The following is a 25,269-nucleotide window of genomic DNA, read 5'->3' on the forward strand; positions in this document are numbered from 1 at the left end:
GTGGCAGGGGAGAGAAGGGCAGTAAGGGCAGAGGTCAGCCGAGACCGAGCAGCCCGTCCGGCAATGGCAGTTTGAGGGTGATCTCGAAAATTCCGTAAATGACGCCACCGAGCACGGCAGCGTAAATCCAGGAGAACCACCAGGATTTGGCTGCCTGATAGCGGAGATAGCCTGCGGTGAAGGCAACCACTGCGACGTAGATGCCAAAAATCACCAGCGCTATGAAGAAGCCGCCAAGCCAGCAAATGGATGTGATCCAGTCGCGCTTGGAGAGGTTCTTGAAGAACTCGTACTCCTGCTCGGCCACCGACTTTGCGGCCCCGGGGACATCGGGTTCCGGGGAGTGCGGTTTGGGTGGAAAGAACAGCACCCGTACGAGGAAGGACGCGCTGGCGATCGCCCCCATGCCGCTGACACCGAGCGGGAAGTAGGCTGCGAGGTCCCTCCAGCCCGTAGCCATAAGGAACGCCACGATAAACACCAGCAGCAGTACTGAGGTGATGATGAGGTCCGGCCTGTGCACCCGGCGCGACCGGGAGCCGCTCGCATCTGCATCTTCGGCTGGGTGAATCATTTCGGTGCTCATACGTGGCCTCCGATGGTTAGGAGCTCGCGCTTGGATGCGCGCTTTTTGCGGGCGACGCGGACCGCGGTAAACAGGATCATGGCCGCGATGATTAGTTCAACGATGATTACACCCGGCCGGCTGACCCAATTGAACTGGAACAGCGAGTAGCTGACGGTGAAGTAGCGCTCGAGGATTTCGCCCAGGACCAGGCCCAGGAGCAGCGGAATCCTGGGCCATCTGAAGCGGCTGCACAGCACTCCGATCGCGAGGAAGACGAGCATGATCCAAACATCATCAAGGGAGCTCGTGTTCGAAAACGCGCCAATCGTGAGCATCGCTACGAGGAACGGAACGAGCAATCTGCCGGTCACCGATGTGAGCTTGGCGAGTGGTCGGATCAACAGATAACCGAGGATAACGGCCGCTATGGTGCTCAGTACGATGATCCACACGAGCGAGAGCGTGACGTCGAGGTTCTTTCCCAGCATCTCCGGGCCGGGATTCAGGCCCAGAATTAGGAACGCACCCAAGAGCACGGCCATACTCGCGCCCGACGGCACACCGAAGGCGATCGTCGGGACAAGGTGACCGCCGTCTTTCGCCGTGGTCGTAGCGCCGGCGGCGATCACACCCTCGATCGAACCGTTGCCAAACTCCTCGGGCCGCTTGGAGGTCTGTCTCGCATGGCCGTAGGCGACGAACTGAGACACCGATCCCCCCAGACCAGGCAGCATGCCTAGGACGGCACCGATGGCGCTGGCACGCAACATCAGCCACCAGTGCCGGAAAGAGTCCTTCACGCCAACGAGGATGCCCCCGAGGTGCGGTGCCACGATGGTTTTGGTTTCACCGTCTTTGTCCAGCATGGATTGCAGAACCTCAGCGCCACCGAGAAGGCCCACCACCACAGGAACAATGCCGATACCCTCCCAGAGGTGCAAGCTTCCGAATGTGTACCGTTCGATGCCCAGGTTCGGGTCAATTCCGACGAGGGACAGGAGCACGCCGACGGTGGCCATGACCAAGCCCTTGTGGATGCTGCCACCGGAGAGCGACGCGATAAACGTCAAGCCCAGCACGGCTGCGGCAAACAGTTCGGGAGCGCTGATGCTCATGATCAGCGGTCGCATCACAGGTATCAACGCCATGAGGAGGATTGCGCCAAAGATCGAACCGATCGCCGAGCTCGCAAGGGACGCCCCTAGCGCCCTCCCGGCCTGGCCCTTCTTGTTGAGTGGATAGCCATCGAGCACCATAGCAGCTGCCGTCGGCTCGCCCGGGATGCCAAACAGGATCGAGGTGAAGTCCCCTGCAATGGCGGAGACAACATACATGCCCAGCAGAAGCGAGAATGCTGGCACTGGATCCATGCCAAAGGTTACGGGGATAAGCAGCGCAAGCGTCACCGCGCCGCCGAGCCCCGGGAGGATGCCGACGAGGAAGCCGATCACCACGCCGATCAAAAGCATGAGTAGCGACATCGGCGTGATGGCCTCGCCGAGCGCGCTCCAGATTGCGTCGAGCACCGGCGCTCCTTTCTGGCGTCGTTGCCAAATGTTGATAGGTCTGTGCCCGCATGCTCGAGGACAGAGGCGAATGTCACAGTGAAGATTATTTTTAGGAGCTTATGGCTATTGGTCTTGCCATGTCAATGGACTAACCAATACATTCTTAAGGGGCGATGACGCCGCTGAGAGGCCTTCGATCGCAGGTACATCGCGTGCCCGTTACGGGTCGCGGTGCCACTCCACCAAGCAATGTGCATGAAAGGTGAAAGTTTATGGATCCAAATCACGTGGGAGTCGTTGGGCTCGGTGGCATGGGCAAAGCCCTCGCCGAGAGTCTGATAGCGGCAGAACACCCAGTGGCGGTGTGGGACCGGCACACAGATCGAGTAGCGACAACGGCGATGATCGGCGCCGCTCCGTCGGTGAGCCCGCGCCAGCTGGCCGAGCAAAGCAACGTCATTTTCATAGCTCTGCCCAATCCTGCCGCAGTCCGTGAAGTGTTGTACGACGAGGAAACCGGCGTGCTTGCCGGCCTTTGTCCTGAAGCCTTAATCGTGGATATGACCACTGGAGATCCGGAACTGGCCCAGGACGTCGCCCAGCGCGTTGCGGCGCTTGGCAACGGTGCGCGCTACGTCGACGCCCCGGTATCCGGCAAGGCCCCTAACCTAACTGTCATGATCGGCGGTCAGGCCGGTGTGCTCGGGAGCGCCGAACCAATCGTGGAGGACGTGGCCGCAGCGTTGATCTACACTGGCGCGCTGGGGGACGGGTTCGCGACCAAACTCGTACACCAGCATGTAAAGTACGCGACCCACCTCGCCGTGGCCGAGGCCCTCGTCGTCGCCCAACAGGCTGGTCTTGAGCTCCCGACGGTGATCGATGCGCTCGAACGCTCCAGCGGTGTTCTCGGCGGTTTCAAGGGCGTCGCCGAGTACTACAGCGGGAACAAGCGCGCGGTAGCAAAGCACGCGCCTGCTACGACGATCGCCAAGGACATGCGTTTGGCCTCTGCCCTCGCGGATTCGATGGGTGTTACGAGCGTGACGCTGGCTGCCGCCACAGAGTTCTTCGGTGCCGCCGCGGACGGCGACTACGCCAAGCGCCCCTATCCCGAGAGCACAGAGCTTCTCACGCAGCTGCGCACGACTGCACAGGAGAACTGATGGCCTTCGACAGATCGGCACGGGAGCTGCTCGCCGAATCATGCCGAATCATCGCCCATGCAGGCTTGGCGGAGGATGTACTGGGTCACGTCAGCATGCGAACCGACGCCGGCATCGCGATCCGCTGTCGCGGGCCACAGGAGAGCGGGCTGCTGTTTACCGAACCAGAGGACATTCACGAAGTCGTGGCCCAGCACCCGCTTACGGGCGGCTACAAGGCGCCCAACGAGCTCCCGATCCATGCAGAGGTGTTGGCAGCGCGTCCTGACGTGCAGGCCGTTGTACACGCGCACGCTCCGGCAGTCATCGCAGCAGACCTTGCCGGCGTCGAACTCCGAGCCGCCGTTGGCGCCTACAATATTCCGGCTATGCGTATGGCAGCAGAAGGAATCCCGACTTATCCCCGGAGCCTCCTGATCAACACGACAGAGCTCGGGCAGGAAGTTGCATCCTCGCTTGGTGGCGCACCCGCGTTGGTTCTGCGTGGACACGGAATCGTGACAGTGGGAGCCACCGTTGAACAGGCTGTCGTCCGTGCACTGAATGTGGAGATCCTGGCGCGGATGCTCGTTGCTGCGAATGCGCTGGGAACTGTGAGCTATGAAGTCCCGGAGGCTGACATGGCGATGATGCCTGACCTGGGATCAGGGTTCAACGACGGCTTCGTCTGGAACTACCACCGCGCCCGCCTTCGCCACGCCGGACTCGCTCTGCACTGAACGTTCCCCGATCAGCACCAAATGATGCCCGCCCGGCGAGTTGCCAGGCGGGCATCGTCCTTTCGTATCGCGATTGTCGCCCATATGTGGAACTGTGCGGATCTGCCTCTTCCTGCACCCGCAGGACGGCTCAACGGACCGCTACCTTAACACCACACCAACAGCCGACGAGGACTGGACACAGAACATCCCGTGATGAGCTATGGCCCCTGGACATGAGGGTGGGGTATGCCGCCGTTCAGGGTTTATGTGGACCGAAGTATGTCGTGAGGTGGTTGGGCTTCATCTGCCTCTTTCCAACCCTCAGCAGGAAGAGAAGGCATTGCGGGCAAAAAAGTTCCCGTCCTTGGGACGGGCGCGGGGGATAGCGCCGTCCCAAGGACGGGAACGTTAATGCAGGCGTTGTCTCAGCGCCTGCCGGTTTAGAGGAATACGGAAAGGTTCTTCGCCAGCAGCACGGTCTGGTCCAGCAACAGGTAGCGGCGAACCACCTTCCATCCATCATCGGTCTTGCGAAGAGTGTCCTTGCGGCGCCCAACGAAGAAATCAGTTTCGTCGGCAACCCGGTTACGGTAAACGAGGAAGCGGCTCGACAGTTTTACCTCTGGCCAGCTAACTTCCTCGATGCGGACGTTCGTCACCAGGTGTGAGACACGGGAGACAGGCTCCTCGGCCCAGTGCACGCCCGTGGCGAGCTGCATGACCCGCAACTCGACTGTCGATTTAGGTTCATCGAACCAACAGACCTCCGAACCGGCCTTCGTCTCACCCCGTGTATCTGCGTCCGCGTATTCCACGTTCATGCGCAGCGGAACGCTGTACTGATAATCATCGGCAAGCAGATCCAGCCACTCGTTGTACCGGCGCTCGTCCAGCAGGTCTGCTTCGGTGAACAGAAATTCCGAGACCTCCTGCAGCAGCGCCCAACGGTCCGGCCCCATCGAGTAGTCCGCGCTCGACATCAGTTGTTCACCTTTCCGGCGGCGACCTCGGCTGCCGCTTCTTCCGCCTGGCGACGGATGATCGATTCAATTCGGTCGTCCGACTTCGCAATTTCGATAAGCTCATCCCACCCGAGGTTGTCGACGAACTCGGACCAACGGCGGTAGAACGCCCGCGCGTTCACTTCACCAGAAATTGCGTGGTTCGAGTGAACCGCACGATCGAGTTCCGAGAGCTGCTCAGTGCCGAGGCCCTGTTGGTAGTTGTACGGGTATCGCTGGGCAACAACGCCCTTTGACGCCTGGGTAGCGTAATCCCAGTTCTCCATGTCGTCCTGCTCGGTCATGCCGGCAGGACCTCCATAACGCATGTAGTACTGGCGCAACCACTCACGCACATGCTCGGGGGCCTTCTTGTCGGTCAGGAACCAGCGCCACACCTCGGTCTCGGTGGGACTGATCGGGTGCGCGACGAGAATGCTCCGGGGGAAACCAGCCGCGAACGACATGTTCGGGAACATTGTCGCCGGCCCCCGGCCGCCCAGGCGCCGGCCCTCGGCGTCCAGACGTTCCTTTCGCGTCGCCCACGCCTGATCGAAGTACTCGTTCATCTCCGGTTCGACGAATTCCGGGTAGGCGATCTCATAGGCGAGGTTGTCGCTGGCTCCGTGCCCGTTACGGAAGGAGGTCTTCATTCGGCCCGTCGAGTGGCCGCCTTGGTCCTGACGTTCACCGTGGCGACGCTTGCCTCGCCCACCTGGACCGATGCCAATGGCCTCAACGGAAGCATGAGTGGAGGCACCATGGTAGGTGTCGCCGAGGAAGTTTTCAGACACGAATTTCCAATTCGACTTGATGCGCCACTTGAGGACGCCGTGGAATACCTCCGTGTCACCGGGGGTGCCATCGAAGGCGTCAGCAAGGTTGTCCAGCCACCAGTGGAAGTCGCCGACGTAGTCCAGGAAGTCCTCAGCGTTCTCATCCCAGTTCGCAAAGACGAGGCCCTTGTAGTTGTAGACCTTGGGGCAGCGCACAAGGCCCCAGTCCTGCTTCTCGAGCTTGCCGCTGTAGGCCGCCTTCATGTGCGGGACGCCGAAGAGGTCGCCGGGGACGTTGACCAAACTGCCGTCCATGGAGTATGACCATGCGTGATAGGGGCAGGTGAACTGCATGGTGTTGCCCTCGTCATAACGGCACACCTTCATGCCGCGGTGGCGGCACGAGTTCAACAGCACGTAGACTCCGCCGTCCACATCCCGTGTGAGCAGGACCGGGTCGCTGCCCATCCACGACGAGAAGTAGTCGCCCGGGTTGGGAATCTGCGTGGCATGGCCCACGAACAACCAGGAACGGGGGAACAGGTTCTTCATTTCCAGATCGAAGATCTCCTGGTTGAAGAAGACCTCACGGCTGATTTGGCCTGTTTCCAGGTCGACCAGACTGCGTGCGCGGTGCGGGTCCACAGCCTGTAGGGTGGGAGTGTTGCATGTTTCCGACGTGGGACACGTTTCGGAGCTGGGGCAAATGTTTGTGGTCATCGTGAGACCTCGCTTTCGTGTGGAAGGGGAAGGGACGGGCGGCTTCAGCCCACAGAGGCAAGGCGTGCCCCAGCGGCAAGCTTCTCGAGCTCGACAAGCATCTCGGCCGTCGTTGGTTCAAGCGGCATCAAGCGACGCGCGGCGACCATGCCCCGAGGCCAGCCAAAGGTGACGACCGCGCCGCAACCGTCGTCATCGCCGTGGGTGTAGATCGCGACCCGACGCGGAGCGGGGCCATCCAGCGTCAGGAGATCGACGTGGGCGTCCGGATCCGGATGCCCAGCGACCTGGATCTTCTCTCCGAACTGGTCAGACCAGAAGTATGGGGCCTCCCGGTATCCGACTGGGTTCTCAGGGTGCAGGAGGTTGTGGGCGACGACGCTCGCCTGGTCGGCTGCGTTTGTCCAGTGCCCTACGCGTCGGGGTTTGGCGGAATGGACGTCGTAGAAGTGCGCGACGTCCCCCAGTGCGTAGACCCCGGCAGCGCCGAATGCCCGGCACCGGGCATCGGTGATTACGCCAGCGTCGATACGGATGCCCGAGCCATGCAACCATGCCGTGTTGGGTTCTGATCCGATGCCGGCGACAAGGACGTCAGCCTGGATCTGTTCCCCGTTCTCGAGAGTAATTAGGGCCCCGCTTCCGTCACGTCTGATGGAGCCGATCCGCGCGTCCGTGCGCACGTCGACTCCGTGTTCGCGATGAGTGGCTGCAATATGGGCACCCACCACAGTGCCTAAGCTGCGCTCAAGCAATGTGCTGCGGCGGTCGATGATCGTGACTGTAAGGCCGAGCTCCCGGGCCACGGAGGCCGTTTCGGTGGCGATGAATCCGCCTCCGACCGCGACGACGTGCCGGCCCTCCCGGAGCTGTTCACGGACGGCATCAGCGTCCGATGCCGTTCCAATGACATGACCGATAGACTCTCCATCGTCGGCCACCAGGCGGCGAGGTGACAAGCCTGTGGCGATCACCAAGGCGTCGTAACGAATCGCCTGTCCGTCTGAGAGCCTGACCTGGTGTTCCTGCACGTCCAAACCGCTTGCGCAGGCTCGGATGACCGTAGCGTCAACCGCAGCCCAGCCGCCAGGGATCAGGTTCAGTTGCGTACGCGACCAGCTGCCGGTCAGATACTCCTTCGACAGGGGCGGGCGGTCGTACGCCTCTCCAGCCTCAGGCTCAATGACGATCAGCTCGCCGGAGAAGCCGTCGGACCGCAGTGCCTGTGCAGTGCGCGCACCCGCGACAGAACCCCCAACAATGACAATGCGCGCCGGCGGAGCCGTGGGAACAGGCACGGTCACTCGCCTTCAATCAGGACGAGTGCGTTCACCGGGCAACTGCGAATTCCCGCCTGTACGGTTGCAAGCTCCCCATCCCCGATGGAATCCCGAGTAACGACCACCAGTCCTTCGTCGTCAAGGTCGAGGTGCTCTGGGTCTATGGCTACGCAGTTGCCGTAGCTCTGGCACAGGTGTCGCTTGGCTTCGATCCGCATTGATCACTCCTGGGACGTATCTTCACGTGGCGTCGAGAAACACGACGCAAATGGTTAGACCATTTATAAGAGATCATTGTGGATGTCATCTCTGTTTGTCAAGACCGCGCCGGAGCGCTTTTACGCCTGGGCGAAACGGGCAGCGGTGCGCCCCAAATGGTCGCGCATAATGACGGTGGCGCCAGCAGTGTCACGGGCGGCAACGGCGTCCACAAAGCGGCGGTGCTCCTCAACGCCGCTGGTGTCCTGGTGAGCAGCATCGTGCAGCGATCGGAGGATTGGCTGTTGGATCGACGTGAGCAGCATGAGAACGGCTGGGTTATGCGCTGCGGCAGCAACGCGCAGGTGGAAGCTCAGGGACGTGCGGGCGTCGTAGTCACCCCGCTCGCGCTCGGTCAGGGCGCGGTCGCACAGGGCATAGAGTTCCGCGACGTCATCTTCCGTTGCACGTTCGCACACCAGCGGGACAATGCTGAGCTCGAGAAGCGTGCGTGCCTCCGTGATCTGTGCAGCCGTCAGTGCTGAAAGGGCGAGAAGGTCCCCGATGCTGTCACGCACGACATCAATCGGTGGAACCGTGACGAATGCGCCACCACTGACGCCCACCTTGATGGTCACCAACCCGTTCGTTTCAAGAATTCGCAGTGCTTCACGGACAGTGACGCGGCTCACTGCGAGCTGTTCGGACAAGTCTCGCTCCGAGGGCAAGCGGTCGCCGACGGCGATCACGCCCTCCTGGATCATGGTTCGGATCCGGTCGGCGACGGTCTGAGAGGAACGCTGGGCCTCAATCGGGGCAAACAGGTCTGTCGAGACCGTCTTCGCTGCGCGACTGGTCCTCAATGTCTTCGTGGTTGTCATCGCTGCCTTCATATGCTGTGTCTCCCCGGGGCGTCCTCCCCGCGCGTCCGAGTCTGCCCAGAATAGTCAGCGCCGGCATAGAAATGATGATACCGGCGATACCTGTAGCGATCGCCGCAGTTGGCGCCAAGAGTATGAGGCCCGCCGTGCCCAGCGGGGACGCGAGCAGAGAAACTGACCGGAATGTTCCAATTGACGCAATGGCGCGGCCCCGATCCCCTTCATCACTGGAGTCGGACGCCAACGCCGGCCCAACCGTCTGGAGAATACCGGCGCCAGCGCCAGAGATGGCGAGCCCCGCGCCCACCAGCCAGATCGGATCCGGGAAGAACGACGCGAACGCGAGACCTGCGCCCGCCGCGGTCGTGCCCACAACGTGAGCAACCGCGGGGCCCATAGCCTGGATGCGGCGGGAAAAGGCGCTACCGCCAAGTGAAGCCAGGTTGGCTACCGTCACCAGCGCGCCGGCCACGGGTACGCCATAACCTGCCGTGGTCAGTATCACTGGTAGATAAGAGTTGAGGATCCCTCGCCAGGCACCGGCGACTGCCGTCATGCTTGCGGCCATACCTACGCCTGGTTGACGCCAAATCTGCTGCGGGCGCCCAGCGCCGCTCCGGTTACGTCGCGGAAACGGGTCGAAACGGACCAGCGCTACGGCCGGGCCCAGCGCTATTGCCGCAATTGCGGCAGCCGTAAGGAGGGATACCTGCAAGGACAGCGCACCAATGAAGCCAGCGAGGACCGGTCCGATCAGCTGGCCGATACCTTGGACAATGTTCAAGCGGGAGAGTGCGGTCACGGCGGAGTCAGACGCACGCACAACATGCGTCTGACTCCCCGTCCAAAAGTAAGCGCGTGCCGCCCCTTGGAGGAGCTGGGCAAGAATAAAGGCCCACAGCGCCGTGCTGAGGCCTAGTAACAGACAGGACCCGCACAGCAACACCGTGGCTGCGACGATGAAGTGCTTCGTGGGCAGTTTGCTCATAAGGGCGCCCATCCCGAGACGCGCCACGGTCTGCGACACGGCTGAGACAGCAACAATGATCCCAATCAGCTCGATAGGATGCCCAGCTTGGGCGGCAAGAAGCGGCACGACGACAGCGCCCATCCCCTGCGCGATCGAGAACGCCATATTCGCCGATTGACTCAGAAAGTGATCGCGGCCGCCGCGTACAACGTTCTCCGTAGCCAATTACCGTTACCTCCGCTCCTAGGACAATGGTTGGTCCATTAGACATCTTCTCATGTCTATTAGGAAGGTCAGGTCCTTTACCGGATCCACCCCGGCAGGTAAGCGCCCGATGGCCGACGCGGCCCAGAACGTGCTGCGTACTTCGATGGAGCTGGGCGGGAATGCCTCCTTCATCGGCATTTGGAACTCCGCCCCCGGCCGGACCCGCGCCAACGGTCCAGACCATCCAGCGCTCCGCTCTTCGCTGTTGAGAAAAAGCTAACCAGCAAGCCCCGCGCTGCTTGCGGGACGTGCGGTTCATTGCGGAGGACATAAGGGCGTGGTCAGCCCAGACTGCCAGCTGGACCGACGCCTGCAGCCAACGCGGCAATTCGTCAGCGGTAGTTCTCGCGTGGTGTGAGCGCCCATATATGAGATTTCGTCAACCCGGGGGGAGTGGCCGCGCCCGGATTATCGACGGTTCTGCGCTGAACCCGCTTCGAATCAGCGGGAGTTTCTAAGCCGTCGAGGGCTTTTGAGTCCTGCCTGACAGAACCGGCTATCGGGGTAGGCAGAGCTACGTTGGGGACCGCGCGGGGCGGACCGGGTGGGATACTTGGGGGCGGAGGTTGGCCCCGGGGAAGGGAAAGCTTGGAGGTTATGGTGTTGGATACCGTGACTTTGCGGATTGCCTTCAGTCTGATGGCACTCGTGCTGGTGTTCTTGTTTTACTTTTCCGGCTACCGTGTCACCCGCTCCCCGTATAGCGGCTGGTGGTGCCTGGCGCTGTTGTTCTTTCTGGCCGGGTCGTCGTGTTTTCTGCTAAACGGAACGACCCATCAGGTGTGGGCGAACCCGCTTGGTAACGTGCTTTTGGTACAGGGATCGCTTGCGGTCTGGGCCGGGGCCCAGTCACTGCGGACGCGGCCGCCGTCGAAGTGGGTATCAGCCGGCATTCTGGGCGTCACCCTGTTTGCCTCCCTCATGGACCGTCCGGCCAGTAACATCTGGGCGGGCGGCCCGGTGTTCCTGACCGCGATGAGTGTAGGCATCGGGTTGGCCTCGCTGGAGTTGTGGCTTCTGGAGCCGGGATATTCACGGATGCGGATCCCTATGGCCGTGGCGGCGGCCGGGCTGGCCCTGTTCTATTTTTGCCGCTTCCTGGCCTTTGTGGTTGATGGCCAGAACGGACCTATTTTCACCGCCGCCTTTGGGTCCGCGGTGACCACCATGGGGACCATGATGGTGCTGGTGGTGGCCTCCTTCAGTATGGCCGCCCTCAGCAATGAGCAGCAGACCCGAGCCCTGCACGCAGCGGCCTCCCGCGACGGCCTCACAGGGCTGTTGAACCGGAAAGCGTTCCTGGACCTCGCTGCCGAGCAGCTTGCCGAGCACGCCTTCACCCCCAGCACCGGTGCGCTGATCCTGGCCGACCTGGACCACTTCAAGACAGTCAACGACACATCCGGGCACGCCGCGGGGGACGTGGTGCTCCAGCTTTTCGCGCAGGCCTGCACTGAAGCGGTTCGCACCAGTGACCTCGTGGGACGGTACGGTGGCGAAGAATTTGTCATCCTCCTTCCGGGAGCAACAGCGCAACGGGCGGAACTGATCGCCGAAGACATCAGCCGCCGCCTGGCCTCCCTTCCCAGCCGGGACGGGCTCCAGCTGCCCACGGCAAGTTACGGCATCTCCATTTACGATGCCGGCACGTCCGGAGCGGCCGGCCTCATCGCCGCAGCCGATCAGGCCATGTACAAGGCCAAAGCGATGGGCAGGAACCGCGCCGCCCATAGCGACGATCCACGCTAGAAGCCCATCCACTGCCGGCTCCGGACCCAGCCTCCGGCACGCTTGCGAGCAGCGATCGTGTCTTCCTTCAGCCATCACCGAAACGGGAATGGCAAGCTAGGCCTTTCCCTGATTCGCCACGGCGATTTCAACGTCGTCGGGGTTTTCGTTGACGAAGTACATGATGATCATGCCGAGGAAGGGGCCGGCGGCGAGTGTGATCAGGGCGGCCATGAAGTTATTGTTGGTCGCGGTGAAGGCGGCACCTACAGCAAGGGGGACCAAGACGCTGCCGATTTGCCATACGGCGTTTGTTATTCCTGCTGCACCGCCGAGAACGCGGCTGCTCACGAGGCGGGGTACGAGGGCGACGATGAGCGGGAGGTAGCAGTATGCCCCGAGTCCGAGCAGCGGGGCTGCGATGAAGAAGGCCAGGGCGTTGTCCAGTGTGCCGAAGACGACGAGCATCACGGCGAAGCAGCCGAGGACGACCATTGCGGGTATTCTGCGGGCGCCGTTGAACTTATCGGCGATCCAGCCGATGAGGGGCTTGCCGAAGACGCCGAGGGCTCCGTAGACAGCTACGATGCCGCCAGCGACAGTCGGGTCGATGCCGTGTCCTTTAATCATGAGGGCGTTGGACCAGGTGATAAAGCCATAGGTCCCCCAGAAGCCGCCGAATCCTGCCAGCGCGAGGAGAAACAGGTTCTTGTTGCGTCCGAGTTCGATGAGGACCGACCGGCCCTCGGAGCGGTTGGCCCTTTTGGCCACGACCGGGCCGGGCCGGAGCATGAGGTAGCAGGCGATGCCGGCCACGATGGAGATGCCGCCGAAAAGCAGGTAGGAAGCGTGCCAGGAGTAGTGCTGGATGAGATATGGGACGGCGGTGTTGGCCACAACGACTCCCAGCGAGGTTGCGGAGGTGTAGATTCCCATGGCCTTGCCGAGTTCTTCGGGGCGGAACCAGCTGGATATCAGCTTGATGCCCGCGGCGTATTCGGCTCCGGCGAAGAAACCGATGACGGCCTGGACGGCGATCCCAATCCAGGCAGATGTTGTGGACCCGAAGAGAATCATGGATGCTCCGGCACCCACGAGGGATACGGAAATCAACAGGCGCCCGCCGACCTTGTCCGTCAGAAATCCGGTGCCCGCGTTCGAGACGACGTAGCCGATGTAGTAGAAAGTGGCGAACAGCCCAAGGCTCGCCAGGGGCACCCTGAGGTCGTCTCCGATAAATGTTGAGGCTGGACCCCAGGTCGAACGGTCAACGGAGGTCATGGTGAAGGCCAGCCAGCAAAGGACTAGGACCAGCCAGCGGTAGGGGCGCCTCGATGGGTCGAGATCGGTGGAGGCGCGGGCACGGTCAAGGGTAGTCATGTTTATCCCATTCTGGAGAGGCGTCGTTGCCGCGGGACATCGCGAAAACAAGATTTTGAGTGTGATGAATATAACCGCCCTCGGTAACGGAAAGCAATGCTTTTTATCCGCATCGTGTCAGGACGCGCGTAAAGCGGATGCTTTAGATGTTGAGGCCGTCCCTCAAATCCGTGATGAACTCGCTGGCCGTGTCCCTTAGGGCCGGCAGGAAGTTGTCCGTCATATCGCGGTTGGGGGTAGTGGCTTCATGGACCGAGGCGCTCATGGCGGCGACAACTTCGCCGCGGCGGTTTCGAAGCGGGACTGCAACGGCGCGTATTCCGGCTTCGAGCAGTTGGTCAACGTAACTCCAGCCTTGCTCTCGGACGGCCGCCAGTGTGACGTCGAGGTCTGACAGGCCGTTGGCCACGTCCCTGCCTGCCGAATGCCTTGCGTCTTCAATGGTGGCAGGGGGCAGAAGGGACAGGAGGACTTGGCCCATGGCCGTGCGCTCTGCTGGAACTCGGGTGCCCGGGCGGATATTGACGGTCAATGGGCTTGGTGCACTGGCCCTGGCGACATAACGCACGTCCATGCCGTCCAGGACGCCAATGGAAACCGACGCCCCGAGTTTTCGCGCTAACGCTTCCAGCCGGGGTTTGGCTACGTCTGCGAGCGAAAGCCGAGGCAGGAGTGAGTATCCCAGCTCCAGGACCAGGGGAGTCGGGGCGTAGCTCCGCCCCTGCTGTTCAAGGTAGCCAAGGGAGGTCAGGGTCAGGACGAAGCGACGCGCCGCCGAGCGCGGGAGCTGGCACTGCTCGGAGATCTGTGCCAGGTTCATCGCTCTGTGGTCCTCATCGAATGCGGTGAGAATGCGCAGGCCTCTCTCCACCGATTGAATTACATCGGATGGACGCGCCCGCGCGTGAGCGGCGGTGGCAGGCGCTGGCGCGGACCTCGCCGGCGCCGTCCCGGAAGCCGGCCAAAGGGCTGCTGTCGTTCGCTGTGCGGCAGACTGGAGCAGCGGAACGAAGTCGTCTTTCAGCACCGCGGCGTCGACGCGGGTGGCGTGGGCTGCAATGTTCAGAGCAGCGACGATCCGGCCCCTTGGGTCGCGCAGGGGAACGGCCACCGACCGGATTCCGGGGGTCAGCTCCTGGTCGGCCACCGCCCACCCGTTGGTACGCGCTTCTTCTATCCGTTGCCGCACGTAGTCCGGATCGAAACTGGGACTGGGCTCCATGGCCGACAGGTAGTCTTCGAGGTCATCCGGGGTGAGGCCGCCCAGCAAAACCCGACCGGTGGCCGTGCTGTGTGCGGCGACGCTTGTGCCAACGGTGATGTTGGCTGTGACGATCCTGTCGGCTGCCACGCGGGCGGCGTAATATACGCGGCGCTTGTGCAAGACGGTCAGGGAGGCTGTTTCCCCAACCGTCCGGACAAGTTCCTCCAGATGGGGGTGGGCTGCGTCAGGGAGTGGATTGCTGCGAAGGTAGGCGTCCCCGATCGCCAGTACCCCCGGGGCCAGCCTGTATCCCTCCGCTGCCTGGCTTGCGTACCCCAGATATTCCAAGGTCAGTGCGAATCTGCGGGCCGCAGTGCGTGTAATACCTGCAAGCGAGGCGACTTCCCCCACGGAGAGTGCCTCTTCCTGCTCGCTGAATGCCCTAAGGACCGATAGGCCGCGTTCCAGGGAATCAACATAATCCGGGCCTGTCGCCGCCAGCTCCACGGCGGTCGGCATTGATGCGTTCACATCCTCGAATCTAGACCATTACATGCGGTGAGGGTCGCCACGCTTGACGGAGGAATGAGACGCATGCAACACTCTGTCGACCGACAAGCGCGCATATGCGCGCAAAACGGATAAAACAAGGCTTAGCGAAAGGCGCATCGTGCTTACTTCAGATCAGAATGTCTTGCTGACCCAGACCGGCCCGGAAACACCCATGGGGCGCCTGTTCCGGCGGTACTGGTTCCCCGCACTCCTGGCCGAGGAACTGCCCGAGGCGGACTGCCCCCCAGTGCGCGTGCAGCTCCTGGGTGAGAAGCTCATTGCATTCCGGGACACGTCCGGCCGCCTGGGCCTGTTGGACGAGTTCTGTGCGCACCGGACTGCTTCCCTGTACTTCGGGCGGAACGAGGAAAACGGCCTCCGGTGTGCCTACCACGGGTGGAAGTATGACGTAGAGGGCAATCTGACGGACATGCCGTCCGAGCCGGAGGACTCAAAGTTCAGGTGCCGGATCAAGCAGAAGTCCTACCCCCTCGTAGAACGGGGAGGCGTGCTCTGGGCGTACATGGGCCCCGCGGACAAGATGCCCGAACTGCCGGAGCTTGAATGGGCCCTGCTCGGCGACGGACAGCGCTTCATTTCCAAGCGCCTCCAGGAAACCAACTACCTCCAGGCCATGGAGGGTGGCATCGACTCCAGCCACGTGTCCTTTGCCCACCGCTTCAACCTGGACGATGACCCCATGCACTCCGGGACGGCCGGCAATGAGTACATCAAGGCGGACACCCGCCCGAAGTTCGAGGTCGCCGAAAGCGACGGCGGGCTGCTGATCGGAGCAAGGCGCAATGCGAACGAAGAAGAGTTCTACTGGCGCATCACCCAGTGGATTATGCCCTTCTACACGATCATCCCGCCCTTCGGCACCCACAACCCCATGGGCGGGCACGCCTGGGTTCCCATCGATGACACCACCTGCTGGGCATGGTCCTGGAACTACCACCCCACCCGCGACCTGCGGGAAGACGAACTGCAGCAGATGCGAAACGGCGACGGCATCCACGCCAAATACATCCCCGGCACCTACCGGACCCTCGCCAACAAGGACAACGACTACCTCATGGACCGTCAGGCCCAGAAGCAGAAGAAGACCTTCTCCGGTATCGAAGGCATCGCCGCCCAGGACTTCTCCCTGCAGGAAAGCATGGGCGAGATCGCGGACCGCACCAAAGAGCGGTTGGGCACCTCGGATGCCGCAATCATCCTGGCGCGCCGCCGCCTGCTCGCAGCGCTGGACTCCATGGAGGACGACGTTCTACCCGGCCTGGACACCGCTGACCAGCGTGTCCGCTCGACATCGGTGCTGCTCCCCAAGGACGTCCCGTTCCATGAGGGTGCCCAGCAGGCCATCCAAGTAGTCCCCGGAACCGACTTCGTTTCCATCTAATCCGATCCGAACACATGAGGAGTTCCGCATGATTGACCACGGTTCCACGGTCGCGTCGCCGGATCCGGCCCCTGCGCTGACAGCGCCCCTTCCGTCCGCTGTCAGGGCTGCTGTTTCACTGCCTGATTCGACCACCCGGGTCCAGACGGTGGACCCGGGTCTGGCCACGGACGCCGCAGGGTGGCTCAAGGTGGAATCCTCCGCCCTGTGCGGGACCGACCTGGACCTGTACCAGCAGGGCCTGGGCCACCCCACAGTGATGGGCCACCACGTCATCGGCGAAATCGTCTCCCTCAGCCGTGTCATGCAGTGGTCGTGGGACGTCACGGTTGGCGACAGGGTGGCGCTGGAGGAGTACCTGCCCTGCGGATTGGCCACCTGTGAGGCGTGCTCAAAGCCGGATATCTACCGTTTTTGCCCGGACGCGGACCTGTGGGGCGGCCAGCGACGGGTGGGAATGCTCGGAACCCACGAAGGCTCCGGCCTACACGGCGGCAACGCTGAATACATGGAGCTGTCAACCCGGACAGTGCTGCACAAGCTGCCCCGGGACCTCGACTCAAACCTTGCTGCCTGGACGCAACCGTTCGCCAACGCCGTCGATTGGGTCATCAACATCGGTGGCGCGACCAGCGGCTCACGGGTGGCCATCATCGGGCCGGGCTACCACGGCATCGCCGCTGTCGCGGCCGCACGCGCAGCCGGCGCAGACGAGATCGTCGTACTTGGACGCAACTCACGCACGAGCCGCGACCGCCTGGAGATCGCCGAGGCCATGGGCGCCTCCATCGTCGTCAATGACGACGCCGCTGCAACGTCGCTGGCCTTGGGCCGACACGGCAAGGCCACCGGATTCGACACCATCGTCGATACCGTCGGCCTTGGTGGACCCGCACTCCAAACTACCGAACACCTCCGAAAACTGGGGCGACTGGTACTGGCCGGACTCGGAGAAACCCCCGTCGCCGAAGTGAACCTCAAGACCCTGGTGCGCGGGGCATCCGGTGTGGTTGGCGTACGTGGGCGTTCACCCCAGGCCCTCACCAGGAGCATAGAGCTTCTTGCCGCCCATGACACGGGCTTGGAACACGTGCCCAGCATCGACGTCGGACTGGAAGGCGTCGATGAACTCTTCCGGACCCTCCTGGACCGATCGGGACCCAGCAGCCCCCACGTGGTCATTCGACCTTCGCTTTGAGCAGCGACAACACAACATAAGGAAAGCCCATGACTCACCTGACGTCGCGTGCCTATTACAAGGCCCGCATCCTTCTTGTCCCGCTCGGACCGTCTGGCGCGGCGCTCGTCTCGTCAATGTTCGACGCCGGACTGCGCGAAGTCCTGATCGCTGCACCCGCAAGCCACCCGGACGGGGTGTTCGTGCGGGCAATCGACGAACCGGAAACGCACTTCGCGACCGAAACCATCAGCGACCTCGCAGCCAGCACAGACATGATGGTCTTCCTCGGATCGCGGCTCGAGGAGATTCCCGACGATTTCGTCGAGAACATGGCCACAGCCGGACGCAACCAGGGGACTCTCCTTGCAGGCGTCTTCGTTGGTCTGGGCGGCTGGAGTTCCGAACCCGGCTCGACCTCCATGAGGGTCCTCCGCCGCGAACTGGACATGCTCGTCACAGTCAGGAAAACGGACCTGGCACGTGACTTCATTGAGGTCCTCAAGGGCGGAACCAGGGAAGCCATTCCCGGCAAACTCTTCCAACACCCCATCACCGGAGCATGAACATGTCCCACGACACTTTAGACCTCGTTGTCCGAGGCCTGCGCCAGGAATCGGACAATGTCATGTCCCTCGAACTGTCCCTTCCCGACGGGGCCCCACTCCCTCACTGGGAGCCCGGCGCCCACCTGGAAGTCATCCTGCCCTCGGGCCTGGTGCGGCACTACAGCCTGTGCTCGGAGCCACGTCAACTCCAGAACTACCGTCTCGCCATTCTTCGTGAGAGCGGCGGACGCGGCGGGTCAGAGGAACTGCACTCCCAGATCCGCCTTGGTACAAAACTCAAAGCGCGCGGACCACGCAACCATTTCAAAGTAGAGGACGGCGCCACACACTACCTCCTCGTCGCAGGGGGCATCGGCATCACGCCCATCATGGCCATGGCACGGGAACTAAAGGCAGCAGGCAAAAGCACACGCCTCGTCTACTGCGGATCCAGCCGGCAAACCATGGCTTTCATCGACGAGCTCCAGGAAATCATGGGAGATTCCCTCGCGCTCTACCCAAGGGATGAGCGAGGCCGCGCCGACCTGCTCGCCGAAATCCAGAACGCGCCCGAGGGAACCTCCGTGTATGCGTGCGGACCGGAACGGCTACTGACCGACCTCCAGAGCATCACCGCCGCCACACTCGGTGCAGAGGCCTTCCATGCCGAACTGTTTGGATCCGCCACCCCACCGGCCCGCACACAGGCCGAAGATGAAACGAAGGCAGACGCACAATTCGAAATTGAGCTGCGCCAATCCGGCTGCACCTTAACCGTTCCACCAGAAAAGTCCATCCTCGACGTCGTACTCGAGGTGAACCCCTCCTTCATGTCCTCCTGCGAGGAAGGGTTCTGCGGTACCTGCGAAACCAAGGTCCTGGAAGGCGAAGTCGACCACCGAGACAGCATCCTCTCTCTAAAGGAACGCGCCAGGAACGACACCATGTTCATCTGCGTCAGCCGCTCCAAGTGCCCAAAACTAGTCCTGGACGCGTAGAGCTATTTTCGTTGCGGCGTCACTGGCTGAGGCCGGGAAGTTGACTGCGGCAGCGCTGATCGCTGCTAAACGCCCGGCCGGCCGGAATCGGTCGCGCTTCCCCCGCCAGGTCCCGACCCCTGACCCCTGATGTGGGCGTTAGCTACCGCGCCCTCCCTGGCCAAGCCCTTGATGGCTTGCGAGGGTGGGGCATCATGACGGACCTGAAGCTGTTACTGCACTCTTGGCGTCCGCGACCCACGGCGGACTTTTGTCTGTCAGGGAAACGAGCCCTGCACGGTCCGTTAAGGCGAACCGCAGGAACCCGGGGATCTCGGGCCTCGAGATGCCGAATTCACGCCCGGCTAATCAAGACAGTGCTCACGGACTTGAGACCCGCACGGGCGGCTTCGACTCCCGACAACCTGCAGGCAGTCACACATGTTTCTTGTATGCTCATCCGCCACGTCCACCTGAGGATGTAACCCGATAGCGGACCAGTTTGGGTAGGGATTGCGTTGGCCCAAGGTCTAGGAAGCCGTTACGGATCCGCCGGCAAGAAGGGTGGGAACAAGCCTGTCGGCATTTTCAGGAGATCTGCAGGTGAACCGACGTGACCTGCGTGCCGAGAGGGGAGACCCGGCACAAGCAGCCTGGGCAAATGGTTGCTCAAATGGTGGACGCAAAGGCCTCGCCAGGTTCTTCACTATGCCCACAGGAGTTGAGCTGGAGAACTCGGGTCATTGGCGTCTGTGTCTGAAAACCCTGAAGTTAGCGACGACGCTCGCTCCAGGGCGCATATCTGGTAAGAGTACTCTGCACAGCAGAGACACACTCTGGACAGCAGTAAAGTGATGTGCTTCACTGGCTCAAACACACGAGCACGATGACAAGGAGAACTGCATGTCAACAACGACTGACCCGCTAGGTCGTCGCGGATTCCTAAAACTGTCTGCCGCGGCGGGAGGTGTTATCTGGTTGGGCTCCTCCCTGACGGCCTGCGGGCAAAGCGGAGCCAGCGGCAACAAAGGCTATTCCGGCGATGCGGCTGTGACGGGCTTGGCAAGCCTGATACATTCGGCGCCGTTTTTCATTGCCCAGGCGGAGGGCTACTACAAAGAAGAGGGACTGACGCTCGAACATATTCAGTTCCCTGGCGGCCTAGACACCGTGCGCGGCATCGAATCTGGAATCGGCTTGGGCACTTCCTCGACCATTCCCGTCTTCATCGCTGCGGAGAAGGGCATGGACGTCAAGATTTTCGGCAATGTCTACACTGCGGCATCCGTGGATTTCATCGCCCTGCCGGACTCCAAAGTGAACTCCATTACAGACGTCCGGGGCAAAAAGATTGCCGTGAGCACGCCAGGCTCCAATTCCTCCTACTTCGCCGAGCGGACACTGCGGGAGGCCGGGTTGGAACCGGGCAAGGATGTCGAGCTCGTCAGCGTAGGATCGGCCAGTGATTCCTGGACCGTCGTCTCCAAGGGGGTCGTCGACGTCGCCTGGACGGCATCACCGTTGTCAGAGAAGATTGCCGATGAGAACGGCGGCAAGGTCATATGGCGCTCCCGGGACTATGTCACCGACTGGTCCGACACCTGCCTGGTGGCCACTGGTTCCTTCACCGACGAGAACGCCGAAGCCCTCAAGGGGTGGGGCCGTTCGCTGAAGAGGGCAATGGACCTCATCACGAACGACCTGGACAAGGCGGCAGCCGTCTACGCCAAGGCCATCGGCTACAAACCTGAAGTAGCGCGTGCGGCCCTGAAAAACTCACAAAGCTACTTTAGCCTCAAGCTGACGGACGCCCAGCTGGCCGCCGTCGTCGACGCCGGCAAGAAACAAGGCCAGATCACCAAGGACCCAAACATGGACACCATTCTGATGCGGGACTTCCTCGCATGAACCAGGTACCCACCATTCCTTCCACCCGGCAAGAGCACGACGTTGTGTTCGACAACATCGGCATGACCTTCCAGACTGCGGCCGGCGCCACCGAAGCCGTCGCCAACGTCACCGGCTCCATCCCGGAACACAAATTCGTCTCCGTCATCGGCCCCAGCGGCTGCGGCAAGAGCACCCTGCTGGACATGGTCGGGGGCCTGCTCAAGCCCACCCGCGGCTCGGTCAGCATCGACGGCGAAACGGTCACCGCCCCGCGGCGCGATACGGCCATGGTTTTTCAAGAAGACTCCACGCTGCACTGGCGTAGCGTGCTGGACAACGTCGCCTTCGGCCTGGAGGTCAAGGGCGTCCCCAAGGCCGAGCGTCACGTACGGGCCCGCGAAATGATCGAACTGGTGGGTCTGCGCCAGTTCGAGGACCACCGGCCCGGACAACTCTCTGGCGGCATGAAGCAGCGCGTCGCGATTGCGCGGGCGCTGGCCATGGAACCGCGGGTGCTCCTCATGGACGAGCCCTTCGGCGCCCTGGACCAGCAGACGAGGCAGTTCATCGGCAAGGAACTGCTTCGTATCTGGGAGAAGACCCGCAACCGTGTTCTGTTTATCACCCACGACATCCAGGAAGCCGTTTACCTTTCCGACGAGGTGTGGGTCATGTCTGCCAGGCCCTCGGTGGTTAAAGAGGTCGTCAAAATCGACCTGCCCCGCCCGCGACCGGAAGGAACCCACACACTGCCGCGGTTCCGCGAACTGGAGGACCACCTGTGGTCGCTGGTCAAAGTGGAGGCGGAGAAGACCCTTGGACCAGGGGCGCAGCTGGCGTGACGATCGCGAAGACTCTGCCAAAGAACCAACCCGTGCCGATGACGCGGCGCGCTGCGGCAGTACGCTGGGCGATCGTTGCCGGACTCGTTGTCCTGCTCGAGGCGACCACCAGGACGGGGCTAGTGGACCGTTCCCTCATGGTGCCGCCGTCCGAGATCCTGGCCCGGCTGGCATCAATTGTCCCTACCGGCCAGTTCGCCGCCGACGGAGCGCGCACCATCACCACCATCCTGGTGGCCTTCGCCGTTGGCCTGGTGCTGGGGATCCCGCTCGGGGTGTTCCTGTGGAGGATTCCCGCCGCCGGGCGCATCCTGGAGCCCTTCATCGTCACCGGCTATGCGATGCCGACGCTGCTCTTCTACCCGGTGTTGCTGGCGGTGATGGGCCTGAACGCGGGTCCCATCATCCTCATCGCAGCGAGCATGTCACTGGTGCCGATCGCACTGACCACGATGGTTGCACTGAACTCCATCAAGCCGATCCTGCACAAGGTGGCCAACTCGCTGAACGCCTCGCCGTCCCAGTACTACGTGAAGGTTCTGCTTCCCGCCGCGACGCCGCTGGTTTTCCCGGGGGTCAAGCTCGGCTTCATCTATGCGGTGATCGGCACCATCGCCATGGAATTCATCCTGGCGGCGCAGGGAATCGGCTTTCGCGCCGGCTTCTACTACCGGGAGCTGAACACCGCGGACATGTGGGCCTACATCACCGTCGTCGTCGTGCTTAGCGTGATTGTGAACAGCATTCTGACCTGGCTGGAAAAGCGCATCAGAAGGGACATGCTTTGAGGACCGCCACACTTCCCTTGTTTCCCCGCACCACCGACCGGAACGCCACAAGGAACCGCTCCACCATCACCGACACCCTCTGGCGCACCGGAGTCATGGTGGTGCTGCTGGCAATCTGGGCAGCTCTGTCCATGGTGACGGACCTCGTCGCATCGCCTGCTGCTTCCCTCACCGCCCTGGTGGAGCTCTTCGCCAACGGGTCCATCTACCGCCACCTGAATGCCACGCTCCAAGCGGTGCTCATCGGATTCCTCATCGCGGCGGCCGCCGGCTTCCCGCTGGGCTATGCGATCGGACGCAGCAAATTCCTGGGCGCGGTCTTCGATCCGATCGTCGCGGGTGCGTTCGCTATCCCGCGCGTGATCTTCTTTCCTGTCCTGTTGCAGATCTTCGGCGTGGGCGTGGGCGCGCAGTCGGCAATGGCTGCCCTGGCGGCGGTCTTTCCCATCATGGTCTCAACCACCGCCGGCGTACGGGCCATAAACCCCCTGCTGCCAAAGCTGGCACGGTCGCTGAGCCTGTCGCCCCTGCAGACGGTGACTAAGATCTACGTGCCGGCCATGGCGCCGTCATTGATGGTGGGCATCCGGATTGGCTTCAGCATCGCCTTCATCAACGTCATCATTGCCGAGTTCTTCGCCGCACGCGCCGGCCTTGGCCTGTTGACCCTGCGCGCCTACGGCCAGCTGGACCTGCCGGCAATGTACGGCATCGTGGTGCTGCTGGCACTGATTGCCCTGGTTGGCAACCTGGCCCTGTGGGCCGTCGAGCGCAGGCTTAGCCGCAAGGCCTGACCCCTGCCGTTTTCCGCGAACTACCACCATTTTCTTAGTGAGGACACACATGACTACGCCTACCAGTACCGCGGTGGAGGAATACCAGCGCCTGCGGACAGAATTCAGGAACAAAGGACTCGGCGGCCGCACAGGGTTCGGGGAGCGTCCGGCACTGCTGGTGATCGACCTGATCCGGGGCTTCACCGACACCCGTTCCCCCTTGGCCGGAGATCTTGACAGCCAGCTCGAGGCCACCCGACAGCTGCTGGGCTCTGCCCGGGAAGCCAACGTTCCTGTCATCTTCTCGACTGTCGCCTACGACGCCGACCTGCAGGAGGCCGGCAAGTGGATCCGGAAAATCCCGTCCAACAGCTGGCTGGTGGAGGGCAGCGAATGGGTTGAGCTGGACGAACGGCTGGGCCGCCGGGACGATGAAATGCTGCTCGTCAAGAAGTACGCATCCTGCTTCTTCGGGACCGACCTGGCCGCACGTCTGGTGGCCAGGGGAGTGGATACCCTGATCCTTGTCGGCTGCACCACCAGCGGCTGTGTCCGTGCCACCGCCGTCGATGCCTGCTCCTATGGATTCCACACCGTCGTGGTAGAGGAGGGCGTGGGCGACCGGGCAGAGCTGCCCCACCTCGCCAGCCTCTTCGACATCGACAACAAGTACGGCGACGTCGTGGGCTTGGAGGAGGCGGAGGCCTACCTTGACGGTGTCGGCCGCTAGGGGCCGCCGGCCGGGCGCCATGTGATGCCCGGGGAGCCGCGCGCCCGGGGCAAGTGGTCTCCCTCGGCAGGCACCGACAGGGCGCTGAATGCGGTCGCGAACGTTTTATTCTCCTTCGCGCTCGGTACGTTGTCGGTTGTGGTCCCGTTGGTCGCCGTCCGCGCAGGCTACAGTCCCAGCCAGGTCGGCCTGCTGGTGGCGGTAGCCGCCGTCGCGCAGATAGCGACCCGCCTATGCATGGGGGCGCTCATGCGCACCTTCCCAGACAAGTGGTTCCTCATCGCGGCCGCACTGCTGATCACGGAATCATGTGCCCTGTTGGCTTCCTCGGACGCTCTCTGGGTCCTCTCCCTAGCCCAGCTGGTCCAAGGCACGTCGCGAGCCTTGTTCTGGACCAGCAGCCAAACCCACGCCGTCAGAACTTCGTCCTCCGCGGTGGCGGCACTGCGGGACGTGAACCTGGCGGCTGCAATCGGTGCCCTGACCGGGCCTGCCGCGGCCGGATACCTCTGGGAGACCTCTGTCCAGCTGCCGATGCTGGCTGGGGCCGCCGCTGGGGCCCTGGCCGTATGTCCGCTGTTGCTCATCATCAAATTCCCCCCATTTGAGGGGACGAAATCCGCGCCCGACGGCGGGAAGCATCTGTGGCGGCGGCCGGGGGTTGACGCGGCCTGCTGGATGAACGGGGCGGCGGGGGCGTGGAAGAGCCTGCTGGACTCCTACGTGCCGGTGGTGCTGTCCCTCGCGGGCCAGTCTGCCATTACCACCGGCGTCCTGATGTCCACAGCCAACACCATGGTGCTGTGCGGCAGCGCGGCCAGCGGCTGGGTCCGGCGGAAGGGAATCAGGGCCTCCCTCATGACCGGGGTGCTCGCGGCTGGTCTGGGCCTGGCAGCTGCGGGACCGGTCGCGGGCTGGACAGCCATCGCGGCTGCCGCTCTGGCGCTCTCGGGCGTAGGTGCCGGCATACTGCAGACGGTAGGCCCGGCCATCGCTGCAGAGGCCGTCCATCCGGAAGAGCGCGGTGACGCCCTGGCCGTCACGGGCACCTTCCGGGCCTCGGCGCTCTTCCTCGCGCCCATCGGCATGGCCGGCCTGGTCACCATCGTTCCCGTGGCAGGGGCTCTGCTCGCGGCCGGCCTCCTGATCTCCGCCCCGGCCGCGGCAACCTGGCTGCCTGGGCGGCGGGGCCTGTGACAGCACCCGGGGCCCGTCGTCGTGCCTGTTTCCTACCCGAAT

General features: G+C 62.7%; 23 protein-coding genes and 1 pseudogene. 14 read left to right on the plus strand and 10 right to left on the minus strand.

Annotation, left to right across the window (positions count from 1 at the left end):
- Positions 1–34: 34 nt before the first annotated feature.
- Together J2X98_RS11280 and J2X98_RS11285 are read right to left on the minus strand one after the other, a co-directional pair.
- Positions 35–574 (minus strand): tripartite tricarboxylate transporter TctB family protein, encoded by a 540-nt coding sequence (locus J2X98_RS11280; RefSeq protein WP_307307996.1) that lies wholly within the window; start codon positions 572–574, stop codon positions 35–37.
- Between the two features lie 8 nt (positions 575–582).
- Entirely contained in the window at positions 583–2,094 is a 1,512-nt protein-coding gene (locus tag J2X98_RS11285) for a tripartite tricarboxylate transporter permease (RefSeq protein WP_307307999.1), read from the minus strand.
- A gap of 254 nt (positions 2,095–2,348) precedes the next feature.
- Between J2X98_RS11285 and J2X98_RS11290 the strand changes: the two genes are divergently transcribed.
- Positions 2,349–3,242, plus strand: a complete 894-nt coding sequence (locus J2X98_RS11290) for an NAD(P)-dependent oxidoreductase (RefSeq protein ID WP_307308002.1) — start codon at positions 2,349–2,351, stop codon at positions 3,240–3,242.
- The gene (locus tag J2X98_RS11295) at positions 3,242–3,961 is read left to right on the plus strand and encodes a class II aldolase/adducin family protein (protein ID WP_307308005.1); all 720 of its coding nucleotides are present in this window, start codon (positions 3,242–3,244) and stop codon (positions 3,959–3,961) included. The genes J2X98_RS11290 and J2X98_RS11295 overlap by 1 nt, the downstream gene beginning before the upstream one ends.
- A 422-nt stretch (positions 3,962–4,383) precedes the next feature.
- Here the strand turns inward: J2X98_RS11295 and J2X98_RS11300 are convergent, their stop codons facing one another.
- From J2X98_RS11300 to J2X98_RS11325, 6 genes are all read right to left on the minus strand, one after another.
- Positions 4,384–4,923 carry a 3-phenylpropionate/cinnamic acid dioxygenase subunit beta gene (locus J2X98_RS11300; RefSeq protein WP_307308008.1) on the minus strand — a complete coding sequence of 180 codons (540 nt, stop codon included), beginning with the start codon at positions 4,921–4,923 and terminating at the stop codon, positions 4,384–4,386.
- Entirely contained in the window at positions 4,923–6,365 is a 1,443-nt protein-coding gene (locus J2X98_RS11305; RefSeq protein WP_307308011.1) for an aromatic ring-hydroxylating oxygenase subunit alpha, read from the minus strand. Before J2X98_RS11305 ends, J2X98_RS11300 begins: the two co-directional genes overlap by 1 nt.
- A gap of 119 nt (positions 6,366–6,484) precedes the next feature.
- Positions 6,485–7,738, minus strand: a complete 1,254-nt coding sequence (locus J2X98_RS11310; protein WP_307308014.1) for an NAD(P)/FAD-dependent oxidoreductase — start codon at positions 7,736–7,738, stop codon at positions 6,485–6,487.
- A 2-nt stretch (positions 7,739–7,740) separates the two neighbouring features.
- Positions 7,741–7,938, minus strand: a complete 198-nt coding sequence (locus J2X98_RS11315; protein WP_307308017.1) for a ferredoxin — start codon at positions 7,936–7,938, stop codon at positions 7,741–7,743.
- Between the two features lie 120 nt (positions 7,939–8,058).
- Entirely contained in the window at positions 8,059–8,799 is a 741-nt protein-coding gene (locus tag J2X98_RS11320) for a FadR/GntR family transcriptional regulator (protein WP_307308020.1), read from the minus strand.
- A complete protein-coding gene (locus J2X98_RS11325) occupies positions 8,726–9,994 on the minus strand; it encodes an MFS transporter (protein ID WP_307308022.1) in 1,269 nt (422 codons plus the stop codon). The genes J2X98_RS11320 and J2X98_RS11325 overlap by 74 nt, the downstream gene beginning before the upstream one ends.
- Before the next feature lie 58 nt (positions 9,995–10,052).
- Here J2X98_RS11325 and J2X98_RS22225 point away from each other — a divergent pair.
- Positions 10,053–10,169: pseudogene (locus J2X98_RS22225) on the plus strand (aldehyde dehydrogenase family protein); the annotation flags it as partial.
- A 671-nt stretch (positions 10,170–10,840) separates the two neighbouring features.
- The gene (locus J2X98_RS11335) at positions 10,841–11,785 is read left to right on the plus strand and encodes a GGDEF domain-containing protein (protein ID WP_307308029.1); all 945 of its coding nucleotides are present in this window, start codon (positions 10,841–10,843) and stop codon (positions 11,783–11,785) included.
- 96 nt (positions 11,786–11,881) lie between these two features.
- Here the strand turns inward: J2X98_RS11335 and J2X98_RS11340 are convergent, their stop codons facing one another.
- Positions 11,882–13,144 (minus strand): MFS transporter, encoded by a 1,263-nt coding sequence (locus J2X98_RS11340; protein WP_236800087.1) that lies wholly within the window; start codon positions 13,142–13,144, stop codon positions 11,882–11,884.
- Between the two features lie 142 nt (positions 13,145–13,286).
- On the minus strand, positions 13,287–14,879 hold the full coding sequence (locus J2X98_RS11345) for an IclR family transcriptional regulator domain-containing protein (RefSeq protein ID WP_307308032.1): 1,593 nt from the start codon (positions 14,877–14,879) through the stop codon (positions 13,287–13,289).
- A 139-nt stretch (positions 14,880–15,018) separates the two neighbouring features.
- Between J2X98_RS11345 and J2X98_RS11350 the strand changes: the two genes are divergently transcribed.
- From J2X98_RS11350 to J2X98_RS11395, 10 genes are all read left to right on the plus strand, one after another.
- Entirely contained in the window at positions 15,019–16,302 is a 1,284-nt protein-coding gene (locus J2X98_RS11350) for a Rieske 2Fe-2S domain-containing protein (RefSeq protein ID WP_307308037.1), read from the plus strand.
- A gap of 28 nt (positions 16,303–16,330) precedes the next feature.
- Positions 16,331–17,500 (plus strand): zinc-dependent alcohol dehydrogenase, encoded by a 1,170-nt coding sequence (locus J2X98_RS11355; protein WP_307308041.1) that lies wholly within the window; start codon positions 16,331–16,333, stop codon positions 17,498–17,500.
- A 29-nt stretch (positions 17,501–17,529) separates the two neighbouring features.
- Complete coding sequence (locus J2X98_RS11360) at positions 17,530–18,045, plus strand: hypothetical protein (protein WP_236800078.1); 516 nt, start codon at positions 17,530–17,532, stop codon at positions 18,043–18,045.
- Positions 18,046–18,047: 2 nt separating this feature from the next.
- Complete coding sequence (locus J2X98_RS11365) at positions 18,048–19,025, plus strand: PDR/VanB family oxidoreductase (protein ID WP_236800076.1); 978 nt, start codon at positions 18,048–18,050, stop codon at positions 19,023–19,025.
- An 882-nt stretch (positions 19,026–19,907) separates the two neighbouring features.
- Positions 19,908–20,912 carry an ABC transporter substrate-binding protein gene (locus J2X98_RS11370; RefSeq protein WP_236800074.1) on the plus strand — a complete coding sequence of 335 codons (1,005 nt, stop codon included), beginning with the start codon at positions 19,908–19,910 and terminating at the stop codon, positions 20,910–20,912.
- A complete protein-coding gene (locus J2X98_RS11375; RefSeq protein ID WP_236800072.1) occupies positions 20,909–21,736 on the plus strand; it encodes an ABC transporter ATP-binding protein in 828 nt (275 codons plus the stop codon). The genes J2X98_RS11370 and J2X98_RS11375 overlap by 4 nt, the downstream gene beginning before the upstream one ends.
- A complete protein-coding gene (locus tag J2X98_RS11380) occupies positions 21,733–22,524 on the plus strand; it encodes an ABC transporter permease (RefSeq protein ID WP_307308047.1) in 792 nt (263 codons plus the stop codon). The genes J2X98_RS11375 and J2X98_RS11380 overlap by 4 nt, the downstream gene beginning before the upstream one ends.
- A complete protein-coding gene (locus J2X98_RS11385) occupies positions 22,521–23,318 on the plus strand; it encodes an ABC transporter permease (protein WP_236800070.1) in 798 nt (265 codons plus the stop codon). Before J2X98_RS11380 ends, J2X98_RS11385 begins: the two co-directional genes overlap by 4 nt.
- A 49-nt stretch (positions 23,319–23,367) precedes the next feature.
- Positions 23,368–24,030, plus strand: a complete 663-nt coding sequence (locus J2X98_RS11390) for an N-carbamoylsarcosine amidohydrolase (protein WP_236800069.1) — start codon at positions 23,368–23,370, stop codon at positions 24,028–24,030.
- Between the two features lie 24 nt (positions 24,031–24,054).
- Positions 24,055–25,227 (plus strand): MFS transporter, encoded by a 1,173-nt coding sequence (locus J2X98_RS11395; RefSeq protein ID WP_236800068.1) that lies wholly within the window; start codon positions 24,055–24,057, stop codon positions 25,225–25,227.
- Positions 25,228–25,269: the final 42 nt, after the last annotated feature.

The organism is Pseudarthrobacter enclensis (assembly GCF_030811655.1).
GTDB lineage: Bacteria > Actinomycetota > Actinomycetes > Actinomycetales > Micrococcaceae > Arthrobacter > Arthrobacter enclensis_A.

Bases quoted from the DNA above. Each gene is read 5' to 3' on its own strand.
- J2X98_RS11370 (WP_236800074.1), top strand. From the start codon at position 19,908: ATGTCAACAACGACTGACCCGCTAGGTCGTCGCGGATTCCTAAAACTG.
- J2X98_RS11315 (WP_307308017.1), bottom strand. From the start codon at position 7,938: ATGCGGATCGAAGCCAAGCGACACCTGTGCCAGAGCTACGGCAACTGC.
- J2X98_RS11300 (WP_307308008.1), bottom strand. From the start codon at position 4,923: ATGTCGAGCGCGGACTACTCGATGGGGCCGGACCGTTGGGCGCTGCTG.
- J2X98_RS11295 (WP_307308005.1), top strand. From the start codon at position 3,242: ATGGCCTTCGACAGATCGGCACGGGAGCTGCTCGCCGAATCATGCCGA.
- J2X98_RS11355 (WP_307308041.1), top strand. From the start codon at position 16,331: ATGATTGACCACGGTTCCACGGTCGCGTCGCCGGATCCGGCCCCTGCG.
- J2X98_RS11320 (WP_307308020.1), bottom strand. From the start codon at position 8,799: ATGACAACCACGAAGACATTGAGGACCAGTCGCGCAGCGAAGACGGTC.
- J2X98_RS11340 (WP_236800087.1), bottom strand. From the start codon at position 13,144: ATGACTACCCTTGACCGTGCCCGCGCCTCCACCGATCTCGACCCATCG.
- J2X98_RS11395 (WP_236800068.1), top strand. From the start codon at position 24,055: ATGCCCGGGGAGCCGCGCGCCCGGGGCAAGTGGTCTCCCTCGGCAGGC.
- J2X98_RS11390 (WP_236800069.1), top strand. From the start codon at position 23,368: ATGACTACGCCTACCAGTACCGCGGTGGAGGAATACCAGCGCCTGCGG.
- J2X98_RS11365 (WP_236800076.1), top strand. From the start codon at position 18,048: ATGTCCCACGACACTTTAGACCTCGTTGTCCGAGGCCTGCGCCAGGAA.
- J2X98_RS11375 (WP_236800072.1), top strand. From the start codon at position 20,909: ATGAACCAGGTACCCACCATTCCTTCCACCCGGCAAGAGCACGACGTT.
- J2X98_RS11360 (WP_236800078.1), top strand. From the start codon at position 17,530: ATGACTCACCTGACGTCGCGTGCCTATTACAAGGCCCGCATCCTTCTT.
- J2X98_RS11290 (WP_307308002.1), top strand. From the start codon at position 2,349: ATGGATCCAAATCACGTGGGAGTCGTTGGGCTCGGTGGCATGGGCAAA.
- J2X98_RS11280 (WP_307307996.1), bottom strand. From the start codon at position 574: ATGATTCACCCAGCCGAAGATGCAGATGCGAGCGGCTCCCGGTCGCGC.